At 64.5% G+C, this 22,005-nt stretch carries 25 protein-coding genes and 1 tRNA gene; 15 read left to right on the top strand and 11 right to left on the bottom strand.

The window, feature by feature from the left end; translation table 11 throughout:
* Positions 1-2: 2 nt before the first annotated feature.
* A complete protein-coding gene (locus tag FG93_RS28615; RefSeq protein WP_043241823.1) occupies positions 3-1,187 on the bottom strand; it encodes a pyridoxal phosphate-dependent aminotransferase in 1,185 nt (394 codons plus the stop codon).
* A 366-nt stretch (positions 1,188-1,553) separates the two neighbouring features.
* Between FG93_RS28615 and FG93_RS28610 the strand changes: the two genes are divergently transcribed.
* From FG93_RS28610 to denD (FG93_RS28560), 11 genes are all read left to right on the top strand, one after another.
* Positions 1,554-3,374 carry an IlvD/Edd family dehydratase gene (locus FG93_RS28610; protein ID WP_043241822.1) on the top strand — a complete coding sequence of 607 codons (1,821 nt, stop codon included), beginning with the start codon at positions 1,554-1,556 and terminating at the stop codon, positions 3,372-3,374.
* A 245-nt stretch (positions 3,375-3,619) separates the two neighbouring features.
* Positions 3,620-4,522, top strand: coding sequence for a LysR family transcriptional regulator (locus FG93_RS28605; protein ID WP_043241820.1), 903 nt, complete (start codon positions 3,620-3,622; stop codon positions 4,520-4,522).
* 90 nt (positions 4,523-4,612) lie between these two features.
* Positions 4,613-5,626 carry a tripartite tricarboxylate transporter substrate binding protein gene (locus FG93_RS28600; protein WP_043241818.1) on the top strand — a complete coding sequence of 338 codons (1,014 nt, stop codon included), beginning with the start codon at positions 4,613-4,615 and terminating at the stop codon, positions 5,624-5,626.
* A 9-nt stretch (positions 5,627-5,635) separates the two neighbouring features.
* Positions 5,636-6,667: a zinc-binding dehydrogenase gene (locus tag FG93_RS28595; RefSeq protein WP_043241816.1), complete on the top strand. Its 1,032-nt coding sequence runs from the start codon at positions 5,636-5,638 to the stop codon at positions 6,665-6,667.
* Between the two features lie 5 nt (positions 6,668-6,672).
* Positions 6,673-7,320, top strand: a complete 648-nt coding sequence (locus tag FG93_RS31530) for a DUF4286 family protein (protein WP_052514324.1) — start codon at positions 6,673-6,675, stop codon at positions 7,318-7,320.
* A gap of 125 nt (positions 7,321-7,445) precedes the next feature.
* Positions 7,446-8,285, top strand: a complete 840-nt coding sequence (locus FG93_RS28585; protein ID WP_043241814.1) for an isocitrate lyase/phosphoenolpyruvate mutase family protein — start codon at positions 7,446-7,448, stop codon at positions 8,283-8,285.
* Positions 8,282-8,608 carry a hypothetical protein gene (locus FG93_RS28580; RefSeq protein WP_043241812.1) on the top strand — a complete coding sequence of 109 codons (327 nt, stop codon included), beginning with the start codon at positions 8,282-8,284 and terminating at the stop codon, positions 8,606-8,608. Before FG93_RS28585 ends, FG93_RS28580 begins: the two co-directional genes overlap by 4 nt.
* Complete coding sequence (locus FG93_RS32125) at positions 8,605-9,729, top strand: GNAT family N-acetyltransferase (RefSeq protein ID WP_081881972.1); 1,125 nt, start codon at positions 8,605-8,607, stop codon at positions 9,727-9,729. Before FG93_RS28580 ends, FG93_RS32125 begins: the two co-directional genes overlap by 4 nt.
* Before the next feature lie 32 nt (positions 9,730-9,761).
* Positions 9,762-10,508, top strand: a complete 747-nt coding sequence (locus tag FG93_RS28570; protein ID WP_043241809.1) for an SDR family oxidoreductase — start codon at positions 9,762-9,764, stop codon at positions 10,506-10,508.
* A 19-nt stretch (positions 10,509-10,527) separates the two neighbouring features.
* Positions 10,528-11,523: a D-erythronate dehydrogenase gene (gene denD, locus FG93_RS28565; RefSeq protein WP_043241808.1), complete on the top strand. Its 996-nt coding sequence runs from the start codon at positions 10,528-10,530 to the stop codon at positions 11,521-11,523.
* A 26-nt stretch (positions 11,524-11,549) separates the two neighbouring features.
* Positions 11,550-12,533, top strand: a complete 984-nt coding sequence (gene denD, locus FG93_RS28560; RefSeq protein WP_043241806.1) for a D-erythronate dehydrogenase — start codon at positions 11,550-11,552, stop codon at positions 12,531-12,533.
* 61 nt (positions 12,534-12,594) lie between these two features.
* Here denD (FG93_RS28560) and FG93_RS28555 read toward each other — a convergent pair whose 3' ends face one another.
* The 3 genes from FG93_RS28555 to rplU all read right to left on the bottom strand — a co-directional run bounded on the left by FG93_RS28555 (position 12,595) and on the right by rplU (position 14,425).
* A complete protein-coding gene (locus FG93_RS28555) occupies positions 12,595-13,230 on the bottom strand; it encodes a GNAT family N-acetyltransferase (RefSeq protein WP_052514323.1) in 636 nt (211 codons plus the stop codon).
* Between the two features lie 153 nt (positions 13,231-13,383).
* Positions 13,384-13,650 (bottom strand): 50S ribosomal protein L27, encoded by a 267-nt coding sequence (gene rpmA, locus FG93_RS28550; protein WP_043241804.1) that lies wholly within the window; start codon positions 13,648-13,650, stop codon positions 13,384-13,386.
* 100 nt (positions 13,651-13,750) lie between these two features.
* A complete protein-coding gene (gene rplU, locus FG93_RS28545; RefSeq protein WP_043241803.1) occupies positions 13,751-14,425 on the bottom strand; it encodes a 50S ribosomal protein L21 in 675 nt (224 codons plus the stop codon).
* A 303-nt stretch (positions 14,426-14,728) separates the two neighbouring features.
* Between rplU and FG93_RS28540 the strand changes: the two genes are divergently transcribed.
* Positions 14,729-14,818: transfer RNA gene (locus tag FG93_RS28540), tRNA-Ser, on the top strand.
* 64 nt (positions 14,819-14,882) lie between these two features.
* On the opposite strand, the gene FG93_RS33920 is transcribed toward FG93_RS28540, so the two are convergent.
* Together FG93_RS33920 and FG93_RS28535 are read right to left on the bottom strand one after the other, a co-directional pair.
* Complete coding sequence (locus FG93_RS33920; protein WP_081881971.1) at positions 14,883-15,173, bottom strand: I78 family peptidase inhibitor; 291 nt, start codon at positions 15,171-15,173, stop codon at positions 14,883-14,885.
* A gap of 55 nt (positions 15,174-15,228) precedes the next feature.
* Positions 15,229-15,750, bottom strand: a complete 522-nt coding sequence (locus FG93_RS28535) for a hypothetical protein (RefSeq protein WP_043241801.1) — start codon at positions 15,748-15,750, stop codon at positions 15,229-15,231.
* A gap of 267 nt (positions 15,751-16,017) precedes the next feature.
* Here FG93_RS28535 and FG93_RS28530 point away from each other — a divergent pair, with 267 nt between their 5' ends.
* Positions 16,018-16,413: a PRC-barrel domain-containing protein gene (locus FG93_RS28530; protein WP_043241799.1), complete on the top strand. Its 396-nt coding sequence runs from the start codon at positions 16,018-16,020 to the stop codon at positions 16,411-16,413.
* Positions 16,414-16,844: 431 nt separating this feature from the next.
* Here the strand turns inward: FG93_RS28530 and FG93_RS28525 are convergent, their stop codons facing one another.
* Together FG93_RS28525 and FG93_RS28520 are read right to left on the bottom strand one after the other, a co-directional pair.
* Complete coding sequence (locus tag FG93_RS28525) at positions 16,845-17,285, bottom strand: hypothetical protein (protein WP_052514322.1); 441 nt, start codon at positions 17,283-17,285, stop codon at positions 16,845-16,847.
* Between the two features lie 57 nt (positions 17,286-17,342).
* Positions 17,343-18,098 (bottom strand): SDR family oxidoreductase, encoded by a 756-nt coding sequence (locus FG93_RS28520; RefSeq protein ID WP_043241798.1) that lies wholly within the window; start codon positions 18,096-18,098, stop codon positions 17,343-17,345.
* Between the two features lie 209 nt (positions 18,099-18,307).
* On the opposite strand from FG93_RS28520, the gene FG93_RS28515 reads away from it, so the two are divergent.
* Positions 18,308-19,882 carry a winged helix-turn-helix domain-containing protein gene (locus tag FG93_RS28515; protein ID WP_043241796.1) on the top strand — a complete coding sequence of 525 codons (1,575 nt, stop codon included), beginning with the start codon at positions 18,308-18,310 and terminating at the stop codon, positions 19,880-19,882.
* Positions 19,883-20,068: 186 nt separating this feature from the next.
* Here the strand turns inward: FG93_RS28515 and FG93_RS33095 are convergent, their stop codons facing one another.
* A complete protein-coding gene (locus FG93_RS33095; protein WP_161783904.1) occupies positions 20,069-20,233 on the bottom strand; it encodes a hypothetical protein in 165 nt (54 codons plus the stop codon).
* A gap of 583 nt (positions 20,234-20,816) precedes the next feature.
* Between FG93_RS33095 and FG93_RS34100 the strand changes: the two genes are divergently transcribed.
* Positions 20,817-21,035, top strand: coding sequence for a DUF4167 domain-containing protein (locus FG93_RS34100; RefSeq protein WP_152579687.1), 219 nt, complete (start codon positions 20,817-20,819; stop codon positions 21,033-21,035).
* On the opposite strand, the gene FG93_RS28510 is transcribed toward FG93_RS34100, so the two are convergent.
* Positions 21,002-21,208, bottom strand: coding sequence for a DUF2934 domain-containing protein (locus tag FG93_RS28510; RefSeq protein ID WP_043241795.1), 207 nt, complete (start codon positions 21,206-21,208; stop codon positions 21,002-21,004). The genes FG93_RS34100 and FG93_RS28510 overlap by 34 nt on opposite strands.
* Before the next feature lie 159 nt (positions 21,209-21,367).
* Positions 21,368-21,895, bottom strand: a complete 528-nt coding sequence (locus FG93_RS28505) for an L-2-amino-thiazoline-4-carboxylic acid hydrolase (RefSeq protein WP_043241984.1) — start codon at positions 21,893-21,895, stop codon at positions 21,368-21,370.
* Positions 21,896-22,005 lie beyond the last annotated feature (110 nt).

Here is a 22,005-nt window from a genome sequence, read left to right as displayed (position 1 = left end):
GGTCACGCTGCCTGTGCGCTGGCGAGGAAGCTCTTCATCCGCTCCAGCGCACGCTCGATGTTCTCCAGCGAGTTGGCATAGGACAGGCGGATATAGCCTTCGCCATGGACGCCGAAATCGGGACCGCCGATCGTCGCGACGCCCGCATCTTCGAGCAGGGCCGAGGCCAGTTTCTTCGCCTTCCACCCGGTTTTCGAGATATTCGGGAAAGCGTAGAAGGCGCCCTTGGGCACCGCGCAGGACACATCGGGCAAGGCGTTCAACCCGGCGACCACCGCCTTCCGGCGCCGATCGAACTCGGCGACCATGGCATGCACCGCGTCCTGCGGGCCGGTGAGGGCGGCGAGCCCGGCCCATTGCGCCGGGGCGTTGACGCAGGAATGCGAATTGACCGCGAGCTTGCGGGCATTGTCGTAGAGCGGCTTCGGCCAGACCGAGAAGCCCATGCGCCAGCCGGTCATGGCATAGGTCTTCGACCAGCCATTGAGCAGGATCAGCCGGTCGCGAATCTCAGGGTAGCCCAACAGGCAGACGTGCTTCTCGCCATCATAGAGCATCTGGTCGTAGATCTCGTCCGACATCACCGCGACATCGGGGAAGCGAGCAAGGCCGGCGACGAGCTTGTCGACCTCGGCCTTCGGCGTGACGCCGCCGGTGGGGTTTGCCGGCGAGTTGACGATCAGCAGCCGGGTTTTGGGCGTGATCAGCGAAAGCGTCTCGTCGGCCGAGAAGGCAAAGCCGTTCTCTTCGCGGACCCGAACCGGAATCGGGGTCGCGCCGGTGAACTCGATCATCGAGCGATAGATCGGGAAGCCGGGATCGGGATAGAGGATCTCGGCGCCGGGCTCGCCGAACATCAGGATTGCCATGAACATGGTGACCTTGCCGCCCGGCACGATCATCACCTCTTCCGGCGAGACATCGACCGAGAGGCGCTTGTGCAGGTCGGCGGCGACCGCTTCGCGCAACGGCAGGATGCCATTGGCCGGCGTATAGCCGTGATGGCCGTCGCGCAGCGCCTTCACAGCCGCCTCGACGATATGGTCGGGCGTCGGGAAATCGGGCTGGCCGATGCCGAGATTGATGATGTCCTTGCCCTTGCGCTGCAGCTCGGTCGCCCGTGCCAGCACGGCGAAAGCGTTTTCCTCGCCGATCCGGGCGAAGGAGGAGACGGTCTGCAGCGTCATGGTGCGCTTTCCTCTGCAAGCTCTCGACGAGGCAGGCCCTGTCGCGGGCCTTGCGCTGTCGTGCTGCGCTGTCTTGGCCGGAAACGCGGGGGCGATGCAAGCCCGCCGTCTGCGCCGGCCGCCGGGCCGCCGCGCATTTGGAACACTTGCAAACTGCGGGACGGCGACCTTTCCTGCGCGGCAGCCATCTGCATGATTGGCGAAGCAATTTGTGTGCTGTATGCAGAATGCAGGTGGCGCGATTTGGTCGAATTTGGCTCTTGTCGCGCGCCTGGCGATCGGCATGATTGGCTGGTCAAATCGATTTAAAGACCACGGCGGAAGCGGCGCGAAGGCTGCGGGCCGGTGCGAGAGGGAATGACGGGGATGGCCAAGACGCCAGCAAGGAAGCCGGTCCGCAAGATCAAGCCGGAGCAACTGCGCTCCAAGGCATGGTTCGACAATCCCGCCAATGCCGACATGACCGCGCTCTATATCGAGCGCACCATGAATTTCGGCCTGTCGCGCGAAGAGCTGCAGTCGGGCCGCCCGATCATCGGCATCGCCCAGACGGGCTCCGATATTGCGCCCTGCAACCGTCATCATATCGAGCTCGCCGTCCGCGTCCGCGACGGCATCCGCGAGATGGGCGGCGTGCCGTTCGAGTTCCCGATCCACCCGATCCAGGAAACCTGCAAGCGCCCGACCGCGAGCCTCGACCGCAACCTGCAATATCTCTCGCTCGTCGAGATCCTCTACGGCTATCCGCTCGACGGCGTCGTGCTGACGACCGGCTGCGACAAGACCACCCCGGCCCAGATCATGGCGGCGGCCACGGTCGACATCCCGGCCATCGCGCTGCCGGGCGGGCCGATGCTGAACGGCAATTTCCGCGGCGAACGGACCGGTTCGGGCACCATCGTCTGGAAGGCGCGCCAGATGATGGCCGCCGGCGAAATCGACTATCGCGGCTTCGTCGATCTGGTGGCGTCGTCGGCTCCGTCGGCCGGCCACTGCAACACCATGGGCACGGCCTCGACCATGAACTCGCTGGCCGAGGCGATGGGCATGACCCTGCCCGGCGGCGCCGCCATCCCGGCGCCCTATCGCGACCGTTATGAAATGGCCTACCTGACCGGCAAGCGCATCGTCGAGATGGTCTGGGAGAACCTGATCCCGTCGAAGATCCTGACGCGCGAAGCCCTGGAGAACACCATCGTCGTCAACTCGGCGATCGGCGGCTCCACCAATGCGCCGATCCATGTCAACGCCATCGCCAAGCATATCGGCGTGAAGCTCGACAACGAGGATTGGACTGCAATCGGCTACGACATCCCGCTGCTGGTCAATCTGCAGCCCGCCGGCGAATATCTCGGCGAGGATTTCTATCGCGCAGGCGGCGTGCCCGCCGTGGTTGCCGAGCTCGTCGCCAAGGGCAAGATCAAGCCCGCCATCACCGCCAACGGCAAGACGCTGGCCGAGAACTGCGAAGGCTTCTTTTCCGGCGATCGTCGCGTCATCAAGGCCTATGACGAGCCAATGAAGGCGCAGTCCGGCTTCCTCAACCTGCGCGGCAACCTGTTCGATTCCGCGATCATGAAGACCAGCGTGATCACGCCGGAATTCCGCAAGCGCTATCTGGAGAACCCGAAGGATCCGATGGCCTTCGAGGGCAAGGCGATCGTCTTCGACGGGCCGGAGGATTACCATCACCGCATCGACGATCCGTCGCTCGAGATCGACGAGCATAGCGTGCTCTTCATTCGCGGCGTTGGGCCGATCGGCTATCCCGGCGCGGCCGAGGTGGTGAACATGCGGCCGCCGGATTACCTGATCAAGAAGGGCATCACGGCGCTGGCCTGCATCGGCGACGGTCGCCAGTCCGGCACCTCGGGCTCGCCCTCGATCCTGAACGCCTCGCCGGAAGCAGCGACCGGCGGCGGACTTGCACTGCTGAAGACCGGCGACAAGGTCCGCATCGACCTGAAGAAGCGCACGGCCGACATCCTGATTTCCGACAAGGAGCTGGATGAGCGCCGGGTCGCGCTGAAGGCTGCCGGCGGCTACAAGTATCCGAAGAGCCAGACCCCCTGGCAGGAGATCCAGCGCAAGATCGTTGGCGAACTCTCCGAGGGCATGGTGCTGAAGCCGGCGGTCAAGTACCAGAAGATCCACAAGAAGTTCGGCGTTCCGCGTGACAACCACTAGATCACGCTGCGTTTGGACGAAATCGTCCAAACGCAGAAAACGTGATCGACTCTCATCGGTTAGATCATTGGACCGGATATCGTATCCGGTCCAATGATCTAAACCTTTGTATGTGCATCGTCTTTCTCGAAAACCGCAATCCACTTTTCGGGCCGATGCTTTAGAGCATGCTTTATGCGAAAAACCGTTGCCACTTTTTCGCAGCATGCTCTAGCGGGGCGTCCCTGGCGGGGGAGCGTGCCGCGGTGCTGCTCACGCTGAGGCAGATCGAGGTCTTCCGCGCCGTGATGCGCGCTCGCACCATCGTCGGTGCGGCGCGCGATCTCGGGATCGCCCAGCCGACCGTGACCAAGACGGTGCGGCGGATCGAGGATATCTGCGCCTTTGCCCTGTTCGACCGGCATGGCGGCCGCCTGACGCCGACGGCGGAGGCGCATCGTCTTCTCGGTGAGGTCGACATCGCCTTCGATCAGCTCGAAGGGGCCTTGGCGCGGGCGCTCAGGCTGGCACGAGCCGATACCGGCTCGCTCCGTCTCGGAGCTTCGCCGAGCATTGGCCGCGTCCTGATCCCGCGCGCAGCCGCCAGCCTGCTGACAGAGCATTCCGGGCTCAGCCTGCATCTCGATATCCTGTCGGTCAGCCAGGTGATGGAGTATCTGCTTTCGGCACAAGGCGAGGGCGCCGTCACCTTGTTCCCTATCCTTCACGCGGGAATTCGGAGCATATCGGTGGGGACCGGCAAGGCGGTCGCCGTGTGTCCGCGCGATTGGCCACTGGCGTCGGCTGCGCGCCTGTCTCCCTCGGCTCTCGCGGGCGTTCCGATCATCGTGTTCGAGCCGCAATCCGTGCATGGCCAGGTCGTCGATGCCGTGCTGCGTGACGGTGGCGTCGTCCCGGAGCGGACGCATGTCGTCCGCTTCGCCGAAACCGCGATTGCGCTCGCCGAGGCGGGGCTGGGCCTCGCCATCGTCGACCGCTTCAGTGCGCTGGCGGCCAACCGCGACGCGGTCGCGCTCCTGCCGCTGGATCATCCGGCCCAGTACGAGGTCTTCCTGCACCGGAATGTCGAGCGGGCGCGCAGCCGCCTGGTCCAGCATTTCGAGACGGCCTTGCGGGCAGAGATCTTGAGAATTGGGGCTGACCTATAGCCTCAGGCTATCGCGGCGCACAGGATTCGCTGTTGTCGCGCCTCCCCATCGATGGCCTTGTCGATCGCAAGAAGAACAGGAGGAAACATCATGACGGACGCGTTGAAGCTTGCCCCGATCCGTTCGGGCCCATTGAGCAGGCGCGAGGCGATGGCCGCCGCGCTCGGGCTGCTTGCAGCAACGGCTGCCGGACCGGCGCTGGCTCAGGCCTATCCGGTGCGGGCCATGCAGCTCGTCGTGCCCTTTGCTGCGGGTGGTGGCGTCGATGTCGTGACGCGCGTCGTGGCCGAAGCGGCGGGCGACGTGCTCAAGCAGCGCTTCGTCATCGAGAATCGCGGCGGTGCCGCCACGATCCTCGGCTCCCAGACCGTCGCCAAGGCGGAGCCCGACGGCTACACGCTGCTCGCCGCGCCGACCACGATGGTGATCAATCCCGCGTTGAAGGCGAACGTGCCCTTCGACTGGGAGAAGGATTTCGTCCCGGTCGCAATGATCGCGAAACTGCCCTTCGTGGTCGCGGCCGGAAAATCCTATCCGGCCAACACGATGAAGGAGCTTGCCGCGCATGGCCAGGCCAGCAAGCGGCCGATCACCTTCGGCTCGGGCGGCACCGGCACGGTCGCGCATCTGGCTGGAGAATTCTTCGGCCTGGTCTCGGACACCAAGGTCCAGCACGTGCCTTATCGCGGCGAAGCGCCGGCTTTGACCGATGCGATCAGCGGCAATATCGACGTCATGTTCTCGACGCTTGCCGGCGCCTCCAGCCACGTCAAGGGCGGCACGATGAAGGCGCTCGCGGTGACCACGGGCAAGCGCGCCTCGCTGTTGCCGGATGTGCCGACTGTCGCTGAGCAGGGCTATCCCGGCTACGACCTCTCGGCCTGGGTGGCCCTCGTTGCCCCCAAGGGAACGGCCCCCGAAGTGGTGCAGGTGCTGAACTCCGCGATCAATGCGGCACTGGCCCGGCCCGATGTGAACGCCCGCCTGGTCGAGATTGGCGCCGAGCCGGCACCGGGCACGCCGGCCGAACTCGCGGCGTTCATGGCCAAGGATGCCGAAACCTGGGCAAAGGTGGTCAAGTCGGCTGCGATCAAGGTCGAGTGAGAGCCGTTCATGCTCGCGCTCCGCAAGACCGCCCCGTCGCCCGGGCTCTGGCTCGGCGAGATATCGGAGCCCGTCGCCGATCCCGGCGAAGTGCTGATCGAAGTTGCGGCTGCCGGCATTTGCGGCACGGATCTCCATATCGCCGACTGGTCGGGCGGGTACGAAGCGATGGCGGCCGCGATGCCGGTCACGCTCGGGCACGAGTTCGTCGGCCGCGTCCTGCATCGCGGCGAAGGTGCCGGCGGCATCGCGGTGGGAACGCGCGTGGTGGTGCGCCCCTCCGTGGTGTGCGGGCGTTGTGAGCGGTGCCGGTCGGGGCGGGCGGAGGACTGCATCACGCGGACCGGCATCGGCATTGCTCGGAATGGCGGCTTCGCAACCCTTGCCGCCGTTCCGGCAGAGAATTGCATCGCTCTCCCCGATGAGCTGGATGACGCGGTTGCGGCGCTCGCCGAGCCGATGACGGTTTCCACCGAGTCCGTCGATACGGGGGGCGTGAAACCGGGTGATACGGTGCTGGTCATCGGGCCGGGCACGATTGGACAAGGTGCGGCGCTGGCCGCCGAGGCGGCTGGGGCGGGGCGGGTTGTCGTGGCGGGCCGCAATGATTCGGTCCGCCTTGGCACTGTCGAGGCACTCGGCTTTCCCGACACCGTCGACACGGCCGGGACGACGTTGCGGGAGGCGCTCACTCGCGCAGGCCTGCCTGTCGCCTATGACGTGATCGTAGAAGCGGCAGGTGCGCCGGCCGTGGTGCCGGAGGCGATCGATCTTCTTGCCTTGCGTGGTGTCCTTGTCATCTGCGGCATTCATTCCCGTCCGGCGCCGATCGACCTGACTGCGGTTGTGCGGCGGCACCAGCAGATTCGCGGGAGCTACCGCTCGCCATTGGCAACATGGCCGCGGGTGATCGCGTTCATGGCTGCGCAGCAAGGGCGCATCCGGCGGATGATCAGTGAAGAGGTGCCGCTCGCAGCGGGGCTCGACGCCTTTGCTCGAGCAAGCAATCGCACTGCGTCCAAGATCGTCCTGCGGCCGTGACGGGCATGCCGTCAGGCTCGCCCGATTGGCCCGGACCCATCTTCCTGGCGATCGGCAACAGCGTCGACCCCGTCATGCGCGCGGACTACGAGGCCTGGCACGGAGGCGAGCATGTCCCCGAACGGCTGACGATGCCCGGTTTCCTCGCCGCAAAGCGTTACGCCCGGGGTCGTGGCGCCGCCGCTCGTTATCTCACCCTCTACGATCTCGATGCGGCAGAGGCACTGGAGACGCCGGAGTATCTCCATCTGCTTGCCAATCCGACCCCGGAAACGTGCAGGATGCGGCCGGCAATGGGGGCGTTCAGCCGCTTCGTCTATCGCGAGACGGGCCGGGCCGGGCGGGGTTTTGGCCGCTACCTCGCCGTGGTGACATGGCAGGGCAGGGTTGAAGACGCCGTGCCGCCACCGGCTCTGGCGGACCTCATCGGGCGTTCCGGCGTCCTCTCAGCCCGAGCAGGCGTTACGCTGGCGGCCAGGCCCCATCCCGCTTTTCCCGCAACGCAGGATGCGAGCGCACGACATGGCGTTGCCCTGATCAGCAGTACCGACCGGAAGGCGCTGGTTGCGCTCCTGCGCGGCGATCTGGCCTCCAGGATCCCGGGCCCGGACGGTCTCACGGCGTTCGTCTACGAGCTGTTTGCGGCCTATTGATCGGCTTCCATGCCGGTCGCGCATCGGCGCCGAGCCTTGACGCATGACATGAAGGGCTGACAAACGGCACGCGCCCGGACAGTATGGGGCATCGCTCGGCCAACTCGCATCTGAAACGATTTAAAATGACCGACAGCCCGCAGATCGCCGCCTTTCGTGCGCTTCACCAATCTGGCTGCTTCGTCATGCCGAACCCGTGGGATGTCGGTTCGGCACGCTGGCTGCGGGGGCAGGGCTTCAGGGCGCTGGCCACGACCAGTGCCGGTTTCGCCTTCACGCAGGGGCGGGCTGACCAGGACGTGCCGCGCGACATGATGCTCGCTCATATCGCCGATATGGTGAAGGCGGTTCCGGATCTGCCGATCAACGCGGATTTCGAGAACGGCTATGCCGACGAGCCGGCCGATGTCGCCCTCAATGTGAAAGCCTGTGTGGCGACCGGTGTCGCCGGGCTCTCGATCGAGGATGCGACCGGCCGCGATGATGTGCCGCTCTATCCATTCGAACTCGCGGTCGAGCGTATCCGCGCGGCGCGTCGGGCGATTGACGAGACCGGCTCCGGCGTTCTGCTGACGGCGCGTGCCGAGTGCTTTCTGACCGGCCATGACGATCCGCTGAACGAATCGGTCAGGCGTATCGCCGCCTATGCCGAGGCGGGCGCCGATGTGCTCTATGCGCCCGGACCAAAGACACGCGAGCAGATCGCAGCCATTGTCACGGCTGCCGGCGGCAAGCCGGTCAATGCGCTGATCTATGGCGATTTCGGCCTGACGGTGTCCGATGTCGCCGCACTCGGTGTCCGGCGCATTTCGATCGGCGCAGCGCTGGCGCGCGCGGCCTGGGCTGCCTTCATCGAGGCGACACGCCTGATCACCGAGCAGGGCAGTTTTGCAGGCTTCGCCGGTAACGGGCCGTCCGTGCCACTCAACACCTTCTTCGAGGACGACCTCAAGGCGCGCTCGTGAGCAGCGAACTCGTCATCGCGCCCGAGTGGCTTGGGCGAAGCGGTCTCTGGACGCTTGACGCCAAGGGCAGGCGCAAGGCCATCGACGCCGAGGACGCCGGTCTCTCGGAAGCGTTCGGCGATCGGCTGGAAGCCTGGATGGATGCGTTCGACGCGATCTACGACGAGGAGGACGAGGCCGCGTCGGCCTTCGCGAATGAGGTCGAGCGGCTTGCCTGGGAGGCGGAGGGAACAGCTCTCGCGCATGCGGCCGCTGCCGAGCTCGGTGCCGGCTGGAAGGTCTCGCTCGATCTCTCCGCCTGGCATGCGCGGGGAGAACCATGACGCTTTCCCCCGATTGGAAGGCGCCGCCCTTTCCGCCGGCCAAGGTTCTGGAAGGGCGCTATTGCCGGCTCGAGCCGATCGACCCGGACCGGCATCTTGACGATATCTGGCAGGCCAATGGCGGGCACGATCACATCTGGACCTGGATGCCGGCCCATCCGCCGCAGGATCGCGAAAGCTATCGCGAACTGCTGACGATGATGGCGGCGAAGGCCGGCATCGTGCCCTTCGCGGTGATCGACAGGGCCGATGGCAAGGCCAAGGGCCATCTCTGGCTAATGGAGATCAGGCCCGAGCATGGCGTCTTCGAGGTCGGCTACATCACCTATTCGCCGAGCTTGCAGAAGACCCGGGTCGCGACCGAGGCGATCTATCTGTGCGGTGCCTACGGCTTCTCGCTCGGCTATCGCCGCTTCGAGTGGAAGTGCAACGCTCTGAACGAACCGTCGAAGCGGGCCGCCCTGCGCTTCGGCTTCCACTATGAAGGCCTGTTCCGCCAGCACATGGTGGTGAAGGGCGGGAATCGCGACACCGCCTGGTATTCGATCCTCGACAGCGAATGGCCGGTACGCGCGCAAGGGTTCCAGCGTTGGCTGGACCCCTCGAATTTCGACGCCGAGGGCCGGCAGAAGCGGGCGCTCGCCGCCTTCAACCAGACGCTGGGCCAGACCGACGCGATGTCATTGCGCAGGGCGTCGCTGGCCGACATTCCTGCCATCCTCGCGCTGAAGAACGCAGCCTATACGCCCAACGAGGCCATTATCGGCGTGCCTTCGCTGCCGCGGATCGCAGATTATGCGCAGGTCGTGGCCGAACATGAGGTCTGGCTGGTCGACGGCGACAGCGGGTTGGATGCTGCCCTTGTTCTCGAGATCGCGCCGGACGATTTCACGATCTGGAGCGTGGCGGTCTGCCCCGAGGCGCAGGGACGCAAGCTCGGCCTGCTGCTGATGCGCTTTGCCGATGACCGCGCCGCCGCGCTCGGCTTTGGCTCGGTGCATCTCTACACCAACGCGAAGCTGACACAGCGCATCGCCTGGTATGAGCGCCTGGGTTTCGCGATCACCCATCACGCCGATCTGGCCGACCGGCGCCTGACGCATATGCGCAAGCAGCTCTGATAATAAGCCGGCTGAACAAGAGGACCAAGGACATGGCAGGACGTTTGAAAGGCAAGGTCGCGGTCGTCACGGCCGCGGGGCAGGGCATCGGCCGGGCGATTGCGGAAGCCTTCGTCAGGGAAGGCGCGACGGTTTGGGCGACGGACAAGGATGTCGCGCTGCTGGAGGGCATTCCCAAGGCGAAGAAGCGCAAGCTCGACGTGCTTTCGAGCAAGGCCGTCGACGCTTTCGCCGAGAAGGTCGGCCCGATCGACATTCTCGTCAATGCCGCCGGCTTCGTTCACCACGGCACCGTTCTTGACTGCGACGACAAGGCCTGGGATTTTTCCTTCGACCTCAACGTCAAGTCGATGCACCGCACGACAAAGGCCTTCCTGCCCGGGATGCTGTCGAAGGGCGCGGGTTCCATCGTCAATATCGCTTCGGGCGCCGGCTCGGTGCGCGGCATCCCGAACCGCTATGCCTATGGCGCGACCAAGGCGGCCGTGATCGGCCTGACCAAGGCGGTCGCGGCCGACTACATCAAGAAGGGCGTTCGCGCGAATGCGATCTGCCCGGGCACGATCCAGTCGCCCTCGCTCGACCAGCGCATCGCCGATCTCGCGAAGGCGACCAAGACGACCGAGGCGGCTGCGCGTCAGGCCTTCGTCGACCGCCAGCCGATGGGCCGGCTCGGCACCGCCGAGGAAATCGCCTGGCTTGCCGTCTACCTTGGATCCGACGAGTCGAGCTACACCACCGGGCAGATTCATCTTGCCGATGGTGGCTTCGCGCTCTGACTCAGGAAAGGACGCGTCGATGCACATCCTGGTAACAGGTGCAGCCGGCATGGTCGGCCGCAAGCTCGCAGCGCAGCTGGCGGCTGATGGTGCTTGCGCGGGCAAGGCCGTCAGCAAGCTGACGCTGACCGACGTCGTTACGCCGGAAACACCGCGGGGCTTTGGCGGCGAGATCGAGATCCGCACCGAGGATTTCGCCGATCCCGCCATCGCCGCGGAACTGATCGGGGCCCGCCCGCTGCTGATCTTCCACCTTGCTGCGATCATCTCCGGCGAGGCCGAGCGCGATTTCGACAAGGGCTATCGGATCAATCTCGACGGGACACGGACCCTGCTCGAGACGATCCGGCGGGAAGGACAGAAGGATGGCGGCTCTTATGTGCCCCGCTTCGTCTTCACCTCGTCGAGCGGCGTGTTCGGCGCGCCCTATCCGGAGGTGATCCCGGACGAGTTCCATGCCACGCCGCTGACCTCGTACGGGACGCAGAAGGCGATCGGCGAGCTGCTGCTTGCGGATTACTCGCGGCGGGGCTTGGTCGACGGCGTCGGAATCCGCTTCCCGTCGATCGTCGTGCGCCCGGGCAAGCCGAATGCCTCGGCCGGCGGCTTCTTCTCCAGCATCATCCGCGAGCCGCTGGTCGGGCTGGAAGCGTCATTGCCGGTCGGCGACGATCTTGTCTTCACGCATGCGAGTCCGCGTTCGGCCGTCGGCTTCCTGCTCCATGCTGCCGGGCTGAACCGCGAAGCTCTCGGCCCGCGGATCAATCTGACCATGCCGGGCGTCTTCTGCTCCGTCGGCGAGCAGATCGCGGCGCTGCGGCGTGTCGCGGGCGAGAAGGCGGTCAATCTGATCCGCCGTGCTCCGGACAAGGCGGTCACCGAGATCGTCGCCGGCTGGCCGACCGGTTTCGAGGCCAGGCGCGCGCTTGAGCTCGGCTTCCGGGCCGAGAAGGATTTCGACGAGATCATCCGCGTCCATATCGAGGATGATCTCGGCGGGCGCCTGCCAAACTGATCAACAACAAGCACCAGGAAATCCCCATGCATATTCTCGTTCTCGGTGGTGCCGGCATGGTCGGCCGCAAGTTCATCGAACGACTGGCCCATGATGGTCAGCTCGGCGGCAAGCCGGTCACCAAGATCACGGCCCAGGATGTCGTCGCCGCAAGCGCGCCGGCCGCGGCGCCCTTCATCTTCGACGTCGTCGTCTCCGACATGTCGAACGAGGGGGAGGCCGAGGCGCTGATCGCTTCCCGCCCCGACCTGATCGTCCATCTCGCGGCGATCGTCTCGGGCGAGGCCGAGGCCGATTTCGACAAGGGCTACCGGATCAATCTCGACGGTACACGCCATCTCTTCGATGCGATCCGCAAGGCCGGCGGCGGCTACAAGCCGCGTCTCGTCTTCACCTCCTCGATCGCGGTCTTCGGCGCCCCCTTCCATGAGAAGATCGAGGACGAGTTCTTCACCACGCCGCTGACCTCATACGGGACGCAGAAGGCGATCGGCGAACTGCTGCTGTCTGACTACTCCCGCCGCGGCTTCTTCGACGGTGTCGGAATTCGCCTGCCGACGATCTGCGTGCGTCCGGGCAAGCCGAACAAGGCGGCGTCCGGCTTCTTCTCCAACATCATCCGCGAACCGCTGAACGGTGAGGAGGCGGTGCTGCCGGTTTCCGATCAGGTCCGGCACTGGCATGCCTCGCCGCGTTCGGCCGTCGGCTTCCTCGTCCACGCCGCGACGATGGATACCGGCGCCATCGGCCCTCGCCGCACGCTGACCATGCCGGGCTATTCCTGCACGGTGGCCGAGCAGATCGAGGCGTTGCGCAAGGTCGCCGGCGAGAACGTGGTGAAGCGGATCAAGCGGGTTCCGGATCCGGTCATTGACGGCATCGTTGCCGGCTGGCCGCGCAACTTCAACCCGCAGCGTTCGACCGCACTCGGCTTCAAGGCGGAAGCGAGCTTCGAGGAGATCATCCGCGTCCATATCGATGACGAGCTTGGCGGCAACTTCGTCAAGTAAGCCCGCGGCTCACGGGCCATTAGCGAGCAGCCCCGGCATCATCTGCCGGGGCTGCTTCGTTTCAGGCGACGCAGAACTCGCCGGGGGTCTCGATCTCGGGCGCGTGGGTCCAGCCCGTCGAGCCCCAGCTCTTCAGGGCAGCCCAGGTCGAGCGGTCGAGCCGATACTGCTCACAGGGGAACAGCCCACCCCGTGCCGGCAGCGACTTCAGGAAAGAGCCCTCCTGCCGGAAGCCGGACTTCTCCAGTACCCGGCGCGAGGCCGGGTTGATGACGCGCGTATCCGCCTCGATCGCCGGGATATCGAGCAAGGTGAAGAGCGTGTCGATCAGAGCCTGGGCGGCCTCGGTCGTGTAGCCCTTGCCCCAGTGCGGGGTGCCGAGCCAGTAGCCGATGAAGGGGATGCCGGTCGCCTGCTTATGGGCGCCGATCATGCCGATGAGCTCGTTCGGCCTGGAGCGCGGCGTGATCGCCAGCGCCAAGTGCTCGCCGAGCGCATTGCCCTTGCGCATGGCGAAAATGAAGGGCTCGACCGCATCCGCCGGATAGGGATGCGGGATCGAGGCCGTCATCTCGGCCACGGCTTTCTCCCCAGCCTGGCGCAGGATGGCGGAAGCGTCCGCCATACGCGGCCAGCGCAGCCAGAGACGGCGGGTCTCGAGCCGGAAGACATCGTCGCGGGTCAGTTCGGGGAACATCGGTCTCTCCGTCGGCGCAAACGAAAAAAGGGAGCTGGGACTTTGGTCCCATCTCCCCTTTCGCTTGACCTTCGGGAGACCCTTGTCGGGCCTTGCCCTTGATCCGATCGGTTCGATGGAACCGGCGGATCAAGGAACTTCCCTATCCGCCTTTTACTCTGCGGCCTCTTGGGCCGGGACTACGTTCACGAAAGCTCGGCCGAGTTTCGTCGTGAATCGGACTCGTCCATTGGTCGTCGCAAAGAGCGTATGGTCTTTGCCCATGCCAACGTTCACGCCGGCATGCCATTTGGTGCCGCGCTGACGAATAATGATGTTGCCGGCCACGACCGCCTGGTCGCCGAAGCGCTTCACGCCGAGACGCTTGCTTTCGGAGTCGCGACCATTGCGCGACGAGCCGCCTGCTTTTTTGTGAGCCATAACGCCCTACCTCGAAACTACTGTTTGTCTCTCTAACCCGAATCGGCGGCAAAAGCCACCGGTTCGGAGATGAAAGCCGAAGACTGCCTGACAGGAGCTGTCAGTAGTCCTCGCCGGAAGCCTGTTCGGCCTGGTCGACCTTGGCGCGCGGGGGCTTGCCGGCCAGGAGTTCCTTGGCCTGAACAACCCACTCCTCGCGGGTGGCGCGGCCACGCAGCTTGAGCTCTTCGTCCCACTTGGCGACGTCGGCCTCGGTCCAGGCGGCGATGTCGTTCCAGGAGGTGATGCCGGCAGCGCGCAGCTTCTTCTCGATGGTCGGGCCGACGCCCGAGATCAGCGAGAGGTTCGAGGCGTCGAGCGCCTCAGCCTTGGCTTCAGCCTTCGCCTTGCCCTTGACGGCACTGGCGGCGGCCTTCACGGCAACGGTCGAAGCGTCACCCTTCTTCATCTCGGGCTTCTTGCCGCCCGTGAGGATGTCGGTGATGCGCACGATCGTCAGCTCGGCGCGGAAGCCACGCTTGCGCTTCGAGTTCTGGCGGCGACGCTTCTTGAAGGCGATGACCTTCTCGCCGCGGGCCTGGCGCACGATCTCACCTGCGACGGTGATCTCGGCCAGTTCCTTCGCGCCGAGCGTCGACTTCTCGCCGTCGGTCAGCATCAGGACGTTGCCGAAGGCAACGGTATCGCCAGGCTCGCCTTCGAGCTTGGCAATGGTGATTTCATCGTTCGCGGCGACGCGAAACTGCTTACCGCCGGTCTTGATGACTGCGAACATCGTTGTTCTCCATGTTCAGCCCCGCCCTGTCATGGCCTCGCGAGGCGCATGCGGGACGGCTTTTTGGCAGTCGTTACGTGGTCGGGTTCACTCTTCGATCATGCCGGACGCTGCAACGCAGAGCCGGACACGCAAAAGAGATCAGGCGCGGGTTTCCCCACGCCGGACGAGGCTCGATAGTCTTGGCGGCTCTTCAGGTCAAGTCGCGGGGCTTCAGATTCGTCGGATTTATGACAGCGAGGAGGCTTGTAACCGTCCGACGTGGCGTGTAGTAACCAGCCCGCTTCGACCGAAGGCGACCGCGGACAGGTGGCAGAGTGGTTGAATGCACCGCACTCGAAATGCGGCATACCCGCAAGGGTATCGGGGGTTCAAATCCCTCCCTGTCCGCCATCATTCCCCCTAAGGGTTTCATCGTCCCGGCAATGGCAGCCCCTTGGGGGAGCGCCATGTGGCGTCAGCCGCAGAATGCCCGCAGGACCTTTCCGTGGCCATCCACCTCGATCATCACCCGTTCGCGGCGATAATCCATTGTCATGGGCGAGCCGGGTGAGAGACGTCGCACCACACTCGCGCCTGTTGCTCGCATGACCTCGGCGTCGCTCTGGCCGATCTGCCCTGCAAGGCCCTTGGCTCCTTCGGGCGAGCACGGGCTGGGCGGAGCGGCACGGGATGGTTGGCCGGCCGCCGTGCAAGCGGTGAGGGCCAATGCTGCGATCGGGCCGAGGAGGTAGAGAGGTCTGGTCATGGGGCAAGACTATAGGCGAATTGTCCTTCGCCAAGCCCGGCTCTCAAGGGGCGCCTCAGTTTTCACTGAGGCGCAGGTCCAGATTTTGCCCTTGGCCCGGTTGACTCCCTCTCAGCGCCAAGACCAACCCCTCCGCGTGGCGGCTGATCGTCAGCGTGGCGGGAGGATTGGGGCGAACGCTCTCCGCCGTCTCGCGGAAGGACAAAGCGAGATTGTCGCCACGGCGTGCGCCGGCGAGGTTCGCGATGGTGCCTTTGCCCTCCCGGAACTTGCCGTCATAGCGCTGCGTCCTGGGATCGTAGCGCAGATCGATCCTGACTGTCGTGGAAAAGATCAGCGCAGTCGAGCAGCTGCCGGTCAACGTGACCCGCGAACCTTGCTGATCGCCATCGAACCTGCAGTTCAGGTTATGGCTTGATCCGCCTGCGTTCTCGAGCTTGCCCGTGCCCGTGAAGCGCCCTTCGAAGGCCTGTAGAAAGGACGCCTCGTCGATTGTGCCCTGCTGGGCTGAAGCCGACGTCACCGGGACCATCGTGAGCATCGCGGTGAACGCCTTGAGCATGAGATCATGTTTCATGGCCGTTCCTCCTGCCAGCTAAACGCCTGAGGCAACGATCGGATCAACATTGTCCGAAAATTGTGATCTCTCGCGAAGCGTTCCCTTAAGACCGCGCGTTCCTGCGCATCGCGAGGCGGGCGGCGCGGACGTCAAAGGTCTGACCGGGCCACGATCACTTTTGTAGCACTGCACATATTCGCGGAACCGATCGGGCGCCCGGGAATTACCGCTCTGTCACGACGCAGCGGTTTCCGACTGCGGCCCAGCAAGAAGGTTATCCCAAAAATGCGTCCTATCGCTCTTGCTCTCGCCGCCACCGTGCTGTCCAGCGTTGCTTTCGCGCAGACCGGCCCCGCCCCGGCTCAGGCCCCGGTCTTCGTCTCGGTGAACGAGGCATCCGCTCTCACCAGCAGTCTCAAGGGGCTTAACGTCAGGAATGCCGGTGACGAGACTGTGGGCGAGATCGAGGACGTCGTCATCGCCGGCAACTCCCTTGCCTCTTACATTCTGTCGGTCGGCGGCTTCCTTGGGATGGGCACCCACTATGTTGCGGTCAGCCCGGACGCACTCGCCATCACCTGGAATGCGACGGACAAGAAGTGGAACGCCAGGATCAACGCCACCAAAGACCAGCTGAAGGCGGCGCCGCAGTTCAAATATGAGGGCCGCTTCGCGAAGTGAGCTGGACCGCCTTAGCTTGAATTCGGCCCGGCTCTCCGAATGGAGCGCCGGGCTCTTTCGTTTTGGGCTGCCATTTGGGCTCAATTCCGCGCAATGCCGGTAAGGGGCATGCAAGCGATCAGGCCCCGGTGCGCTGCGCGCGGAAGTTGCGAAGCTCAACGCCGCAGATCGATGATACGCAACATAAAGTCTAACTGTCGGCCTGCGGAGGCGTGTGGAATGGTACGGCCAGCCGGGAGAGAGCACAGGGCTAACAATAATCTCGGGGGGGAACGCCGCTCTGCGGGAGGAGGCTGCTGTTCGGGAGGACAGCGGCCTCTTTCCACAGGGCGTGGCATCGTTCTCCTGTTTCGGACCCAGCCGCTGTAACAGCTGCAGAACAATCCACCCCAAGCGGCTCATCTCTGGCCGTGGCGCGTCTGATGCCGATCTCAGGCGGAGGCGGACTTTTCCGCTGGGGAGCGACGGATTGCCCAGAAGGTCAGCACCATCCCGATGATCGCCGGCAGGGTCACGCCCGGGAAATCGCGGGGAAGGGCCGAGGGGGAGCAGATGCCGACCGCGACTTCCCAGAAATGGAAGAGCGCGTGCGCACTGAGCCACAGCGTGGCGGCGGCCCAGAGCCCGATGCGGCGCTCGGGCATGGTCATGCCGACGACAAAGGCTACGCCAAGGAAAAGCTGAATGATCCCGATGTCCCGGATGAAGTGCTGGTTGAAGAAGCCGGTATCGGTCACCCCCGGCACGAGCTCATACCAAGCCAAGGGGTCGATGAGCATGAAGAGGCCGTTCGCCGAGAGAAATACTCCGTTGAACGCCACCATTGCGATGACCGCCGCTGCAATGGCCTGATTATCCCGAGTGATCGTCATGATTCAGATCCTCCTGCATTGGGATGAATGGCTGCGTTTGGGGGGTGGACGACGCGCTTATGTGCGCGCCGCGGATGCACTGAGCCAATCGGCGAAGCGGGTCGTACCGAGACGTGGCTGGCCGCTGGGCCGCAGCGACTTGTCGTTCAGCTCGGCGCCGAAATAGCGGGCCCGGACATCGGCGATGACCTGACGCTTGTCCCCCTTGGCTGCCAGGAACTGCCGGGCGATCGCATCCATCGGGATCGACTCCGGGCCAGCCACCTCGACGGTTCCGTTCAGCGGTGCTCCGACCGCGACATCGGCCAGCACGGCCGCGACATCGGCGGCGGCGATCGGTTGAAAAAGGGCCGGCGACAGGCGGAAGGCATCGCCGTCCGCGCCCGACTGGACGATCGCGTTGACAAATTCGAAGAACTGCGTCGCCTGCAGGATCGTGTACGGGGTCGCGGAGGCCTTGATCAGGTTCTCCTGCGCGAGCTTGGCGCGGAGATAGCCGCTGTCTGGATTGCGCTCTGTGCCGACGACCGACAGCGCGACGTGATGTCCGACGCCGGCGGCGGCTTCCGCGGCCAGCAGGTTGCGGCCGGAGGTCTCGAAGAACTCCAGGACGGCCGTGTCTTCGAACGAGGGCGAATTCGCCACGTCCACGACGACCTGCGCATCGGAGAGCGCTTCGGCCAGGCCCTCGCGCGTGATGGTGTTGACGCCCGTGTTCGGTGATGCCGCCACAACCTCGTGACCCTTCTGACGAAGCCTGTTCACGAGGTTCGTTCCGATGAGGCCGGTGCCGCCGATGACCACGATCTTCATGTCTCTCTCCTCTGTCTGACAACCGGACGCGTCCATCGCGTTCCAGTGAGAAGAGAATGCCTGCGAGCCCGTCGGAAGACCTTGTGAAGGCCTTGGATCGAGCTTGAATTTCCCTTGGTTCTTCGTCCACACCGGCCACAATCCGGTGCCCAAACAGGCCGGGCGTGTTATCAACCGCCAGCCAGCTGACGGGGTCATGGAGCGCTGACGTGCAGTTCCAGTTCGGAGGCTATGTGCTCGATCCCGAGCGGCGGGAGTTGACGCGGGGCGTCGAGGGGATCGCGATCGGGCCGCAGGTCTTCGACCTCCTGGCCCACCTGGTGCGGAATCGCGAGCGCGTCGTCAGCAAGGATGACCTGCTGGACGCAGTCTGGGGCGGGCGGATCGTTTCTGAATCGACCCTCACCAGCCATATCAACGCCGTGCGCAGGGCCATCGGCGACAGCGGCGAGGAACAGCGGCTGGTCCGGACGATCGCCCGCAAGGGCTTCCGCTTCGTCGCGGATGTCACGGAAACACGCTCACCCGATGAGCCCATTTCGCCAGTGAGCGGAACGTCACGGGACGAATCATCGGCCCCGCCCCTTCCTGACAAGCCCTCGGTTGCCGTTTTGCCGTTCCAGAACATGAGCGGCGACGCGGAGCAGGAATACTTCGCCGATGGCGTAGTCGAGGACATCATCACGGCATTGTCGCGCATTCGCTGGCTGTTCGTCATCGCGCGCAACTCGAGCTTCACCTACAAGGGCCGGGCGGTGGATGTGAAGCAGGTCGGTCGCGAACTCGGCGTCGGCTATGTGCTGGAAGGCAGCGTGCGCAAGGCTGCGAACCGGGTGCGCATCACCGGACAGCTGATCGATGCGACGACCGGTGCGCATCTCTGGGCGGAGCGTTTCGAGGGCACACTCGACGACATCTTCGAGCTGCAGGATCAGATCGCGGCGAGCGTCGTCGGCGCGATGGCGCCGCAGCTGGAGCGCGCCGAGATCGAACGCGCGCAGCGCATGCCGACCACCAGCCTCAACGCCTATGACTGCTATCTGCGCGGACTCGCAAAACTGCATCAGGGCAGCAGGGAGGCCATCAGCGAGGCGCTCCAGCGGTTCGACCAGGCGATCGAACTCGATCCCGAATTCGCATCGGCCTACGGAATGGCGGCGTGGTGCTATTTCTGGCGCAAGGTCAATGGTTGGATGACCGATCGCCTGCAGGAGAGCGCGGAAGGGGCCCGACTGGCCCGCCGGGCCGTCGAGCTGGGCAGGGACGATGCGGTGGCGCTCACCAGGGGCGGCCATGCGCTCGGCCACCTCACCAATGACCTCGATGCCGGCATCGCCTTGCTCGACCGGGCGACCGTGCTCAATCCGAACCTGGCGGCGGCCTGGTTCCTTGGCGGCTATCTAAGGGTCTGGCACGGTGAAACGGAGGCCGCCATCGCGCATTTCGCCCGGGCTATGCGCCTGAGCCCCCGAGATCCGGAAATGTATCGCATGGAGGCCGGAATCGCGGTGGCGCATTTGTTTGCTGGGCGCTTCGACGTCGCATCGTCATGGGCCGAGAAGGCGTTCAGGAATCTGCCGAGCTTTCTGATGGTGAGCTGCATCATCGCCGCAAGCCATGCACTGGCAGGCCGGATGGAGCCGGCGCAGCGGGCAATGGACCATTTGCATCAGCTCGACCCCGCGCTGCGAATCTCCAACATCACGGAATGGCTTCCGATCCATCGGCAGGAAGATATCGCGATATTTGCAGACGGCCTGCGAAAGGCCGGGCTGCCGGAGTGACAACCCGATTCTCGCCCGTGGCAGACGCCGGCCCGGCTCTCCGAACCGCGCCGGGACTCTTCTGGGTTCGCGACCCGACCGAGACTTCGCCTCGAATGCCCGGTCCGCCAACGTCACGCCACACGAGTGATCGACACTGTTGTGATGTGCGCCGTATGACCGTCGAAGAGGCCGAAGCTCGGCGCATCATTTCGGGTTGGCGGGCGGGCCAGAGCGGCTGCGGATGAGCACAAGGGACTGCGCTGCAAGTTGCAAGGCTTCGTCCGCCCGACGCTGCCATCGGCGCGAGCCGATGATGTCGCCCAGCAGCAGCCCACTCATGAAAGCGAGGACGAGGAGCCATCCGATCATGTTGGTTCTCCCCCAAGGATAAGGAGACGATGATGCTGAGCGCGTGCTTGTTCCCGGGCAAGCGACGAAGGTCTTAGCTTTTGAGCGACGCTCGGCCGTAGCATGCTCTGGGCACTGTGCCCCGATTTGTCGGTGCGCCTGACGGCGCGAGCCGCGACAAAAGCTGCGCAGCTGGCTCGATCAGCATTCGAACAACCTGAATTCGCCACATTGTTCCGCTACCAGTTCGAGCGTCGACTTAGAAATGCTCGGCTTGGCCCATCGCTCTTGAGAGCGCGCAGGGCCTCAACCCGTCCCTTCGACGTTTTGATCGCTGCCAGAACGCAGCGCGACCGTCGCCTGCATTTCGCTCGACGATTCTCCTACATGAACGCCGCGCGGCCTTGCCGCCTGGCCAATGGACTTACATGCACAAGAACACTGAAACGAAGCCCGCTCAGGCGCGTGCGCGCCCCGAGAGCTTGAAAAAGAATGCCATCATGCCCCTCAGGGCAGATCCGAACTGGAAGCCCGAACCCTGCGGACTCAGCCGTGAGGAACTCCGCAGAATCGTGGCTGAGATCCTGGGATAGGGAGAAGCAAGATGCCTCGCTCCTACTCCACCCCGTCGTTCCCACGTTCACGCCGGACGTCGCAACCCGCGCGCGCCGAGCAGGCGCCGCTCCAAGGCGTGTGGCAGCGCTATGAGCGTGCCCTGAAGCTTGGCGATGCCGAAGCCTTGGCTGGTAATCGCATCGAGGCTGAGCGCTACTATCAGCTAGCCGAGCACTATCTGCGATCCGTCAACGGTCGAGCCGCGTGAGAACCGGCCTTTAGCTCGCTATCGCGGTCTTGGTTTTCGTGGTTGCGGAAAGCCCAGATGACTTTGGCCGCTTCCCAATGCTCGCGATCGCGACCATCCGGCTGCCCCTGCTCCATCCAGAGGGCATAGGCGATTTTTCGGATTTCCCGCTGAGCGCTATCCTTGCTGGCCATGTTTCGCTCCCTTTCCCAGTCACAACGGGGTGAAACCGCTACCCCGCTCCAGCGTTCCTTCGCTGCGACAATCTGGCTCGAACCACGGCTCTCGCTTCAGCTGCATCCGTCTTGCGGCGGCCAATGACAGTGAATCAGGTTGCAGGGGCGCCTTGCCGTTCATTCCGAGGCGGTGTTGGGCTTTTCCGAGAAATGATATTTGAAATCGCAGTGCGAAGCGCCCTCCATCACGGTCTGGGTGCGTTCGAGCGAGATTCGTGGGTCGTAACCCGTGCAAAAGACGCCGTCGCGATTGCACGATAGCAAATGGCCGATATGGCCGAGGCCCATGTCCCGATAGGTCTCGGCATATCGGCACCGTTTGACGTTGTAGTGAAACTCCGCGTCGGTGGCCTTGACGACCTCGATCGTCAGCGCTTCGTCCTGCGTCCAGAGATCCTGGAGTTCCTGGAACGTGCGCAGCGTCGTGCCTCCTTGTGTCTTGGCGGCAAAAGCCTTGCCTGTTTCAATGGCGGCCCGCTTGATCGCCGTGTCGAGAATGGATTGTGCCAGCTCTTCACCGAGCTTTTCACGCATGACCTCGTAGATCGGCGCGATGATTCCGGCCTCGATCTTGCGACGAGCAAGAATTCCAATTTCGCCGTCGATCACAGCCCGCGAACTGGCTTCATGGTCCTTGTCCATCATGGTGTTCCCCTGGATGACCTGGGCCCGCGCTGGCACGACGAGGCCCGCTGCCGTCGGGACGATGTCACGGGAGACCAGCCCGACCACAGCAACTGACAGCGTCGCATCTT

The organism is Allobosea sp. LC85, assembly GCF_000735605.1.
Lineage (GTDB): Bacteria > Pseudomonadota > Alphaproteobacteria > Rhizobiales > Beijerinckiaceae > Allobosea.
The sequence above is the reverse complement of the archived record's forward strand: the minus strand, read 5'-3'. Positions and strand labels throughout refer to the sequence as shown.

Excerpts from the sequence above, each read along its gene's own strand:
- FG93_RS28615 (WP_043241823.1), bottom strand. The coding sequence starts at position 1,187 with ATGACGCTGCAGACCGTCTCCTCCTTCGCCCGGATCGGCGAGGAAAAC.
- FG93_RS28610 (WP_043241822.1), top strand. The coding sequence starts at position 1,554 with ATGGCCAAGACGCCAGCAAGGAAGCCGGTCCGCAAGATCAAGCCGGAG.
- FG93_RS28600 (WP_043241818.1), top strand. The coding sequence starts at position 4,613 with ATGACGGACGCGTTGAAGCTTGCCCCGATCCGTTCGGGCCCATTGAGC.
- FG93_RS28595 (WP_043241816.1), top strand. The coding sequence starts at position 5,636 with ATGCTCGCGCTCCGCAAGACCGCCCCGTCGCCCGGGCTCTGGCTCGGC.
- FG93_RS31530 (WP_052514324.1), top strand. The coding sequence starts at position 6,673 with ATGCCGTCAGGCTCGCCCGATTGGCCCGGACCCATCTTCCTGGCGATC.
- FG93_RS28585 (WP_043241814.1), top strand. The coding sequence starts at position 7,446 with ATGACCGACAGCCCGCAGATCGCCGCCTTTCGTGCGCTTCACCAATCT.
- FG93_RS32125 (WP_081881972.1), top strand. The coding sequence starts at position 8,605 with ATGACGCTTTCCCCCGATTGGAAGGCGCCGCCCTTTCCGCCGGCCAAG.
- FG93_RS28570 (WP_043241809.1), top strand. The coding sequence starts at position 9,762 with ATGGCAGGACGTTTGAAAGGCAAGGTCGCGGTCGTCACGGCCGCGGGG.
- denD (WP_043241808.1), top strand. The coding sequence starts at position 10,528 with ATGCACATCCTGGTAACAGGTGCAGCCGGCATGGTCGGCCGCAAGCTC.
- denD (WP_043241806.1), top strand. The coding sequence starts at position 11,550 with ATGCATATTCTCGTTCTCGGTGGTGCCGGCATGGTCGGCCGCAAGTTC.
- FG93_RS28555 (WP_052514323.1), bottom strand. The coding sequence starts at position 13,230 with ATGTTCCCCGAACTGACCCGCGACGATGTCTTCCGGCTCGAGACCCGC.
- rpmA (WP_043241804.1), bottom strand. The coding sequence starts at position 13,650 with ATGGCTCACAAAAAAGCAGGCGGCTCGTCGCGCAATGGTCGCGACTCC.
- rplU (WP_043241803.1), bottom strand. The coding sequence starts at position 14,425 with ATGTTCGCAGTCATCAAGACCGGCGGTAAGCAGTTTCGCGTCGCCGCG.
- FG93_RS33920 (WP_081881971.1), bottom strand. The coding sequence starts at position 15,173 with ATGACCAGACCTCTCTACCTCCTCGGCCCGATCGCAGCATTGGCCCTC.
- FG93_RS28535 (WP_043241801.1), bottom strand. The coding sequence starts at position 15,750 with ATGAAACATGATCTCATGCTCAAGGCGTTCACCGCGATGCTCACGATG.
- FG93_RS28530 (WP_043241799.1), top strand. The coding sequence starts at position 16,018 with ATGCGTCCTATCGCTCTTGCTCTCGCCGCCACCGTGCTGTCCAGCGTT.
- FG93_RS28525 (WP_052514322.1), bottom strand. The coding sequence starts at position 17,285 with ATGACGATCACTCGGGATAATCAGGCCATTGCAGCGGCGGTCATCGCA.
- FG93_RS28520 (WP_043241798.1), bottom strand. The coding sequence starts at position 18,098 with ATGAAGATCGTGGTCATCGGCGGCACCGGCCTCATCGGAACGAACCTC.
- FG93_RS33095 (WP_161783904.1), bottom strand. The coding sequence starts at position 20,233 with ATGATCGGATGGCTCCTCGTCCTCGCTTTCATGAGTGGGCTGCTGCTG.
- FG93_RS34100 (WP_152579687.1), top strand. The coding sequence starts at position 20,817 with ATGCCTCGCTCCTACTCCACCCCGTCGTTCCCACGTTCACGCCGGACG.
- FG93_RS28510 (WP_043241795.1), bottom strand. The coding sequence starts at position 21,208 with ATGGCCAGCAAGGATAGCGCTCAGCGGGAAATCCGAAAAATCGCCTAT.
- FG93_RS28505 (WP_043241984.1), bottom strand. The coding sequence starts at position 21,895 with ATGATGGACAAGGACCATGAAGCCAGTTCGCGGGCTGTGATCGACGGC.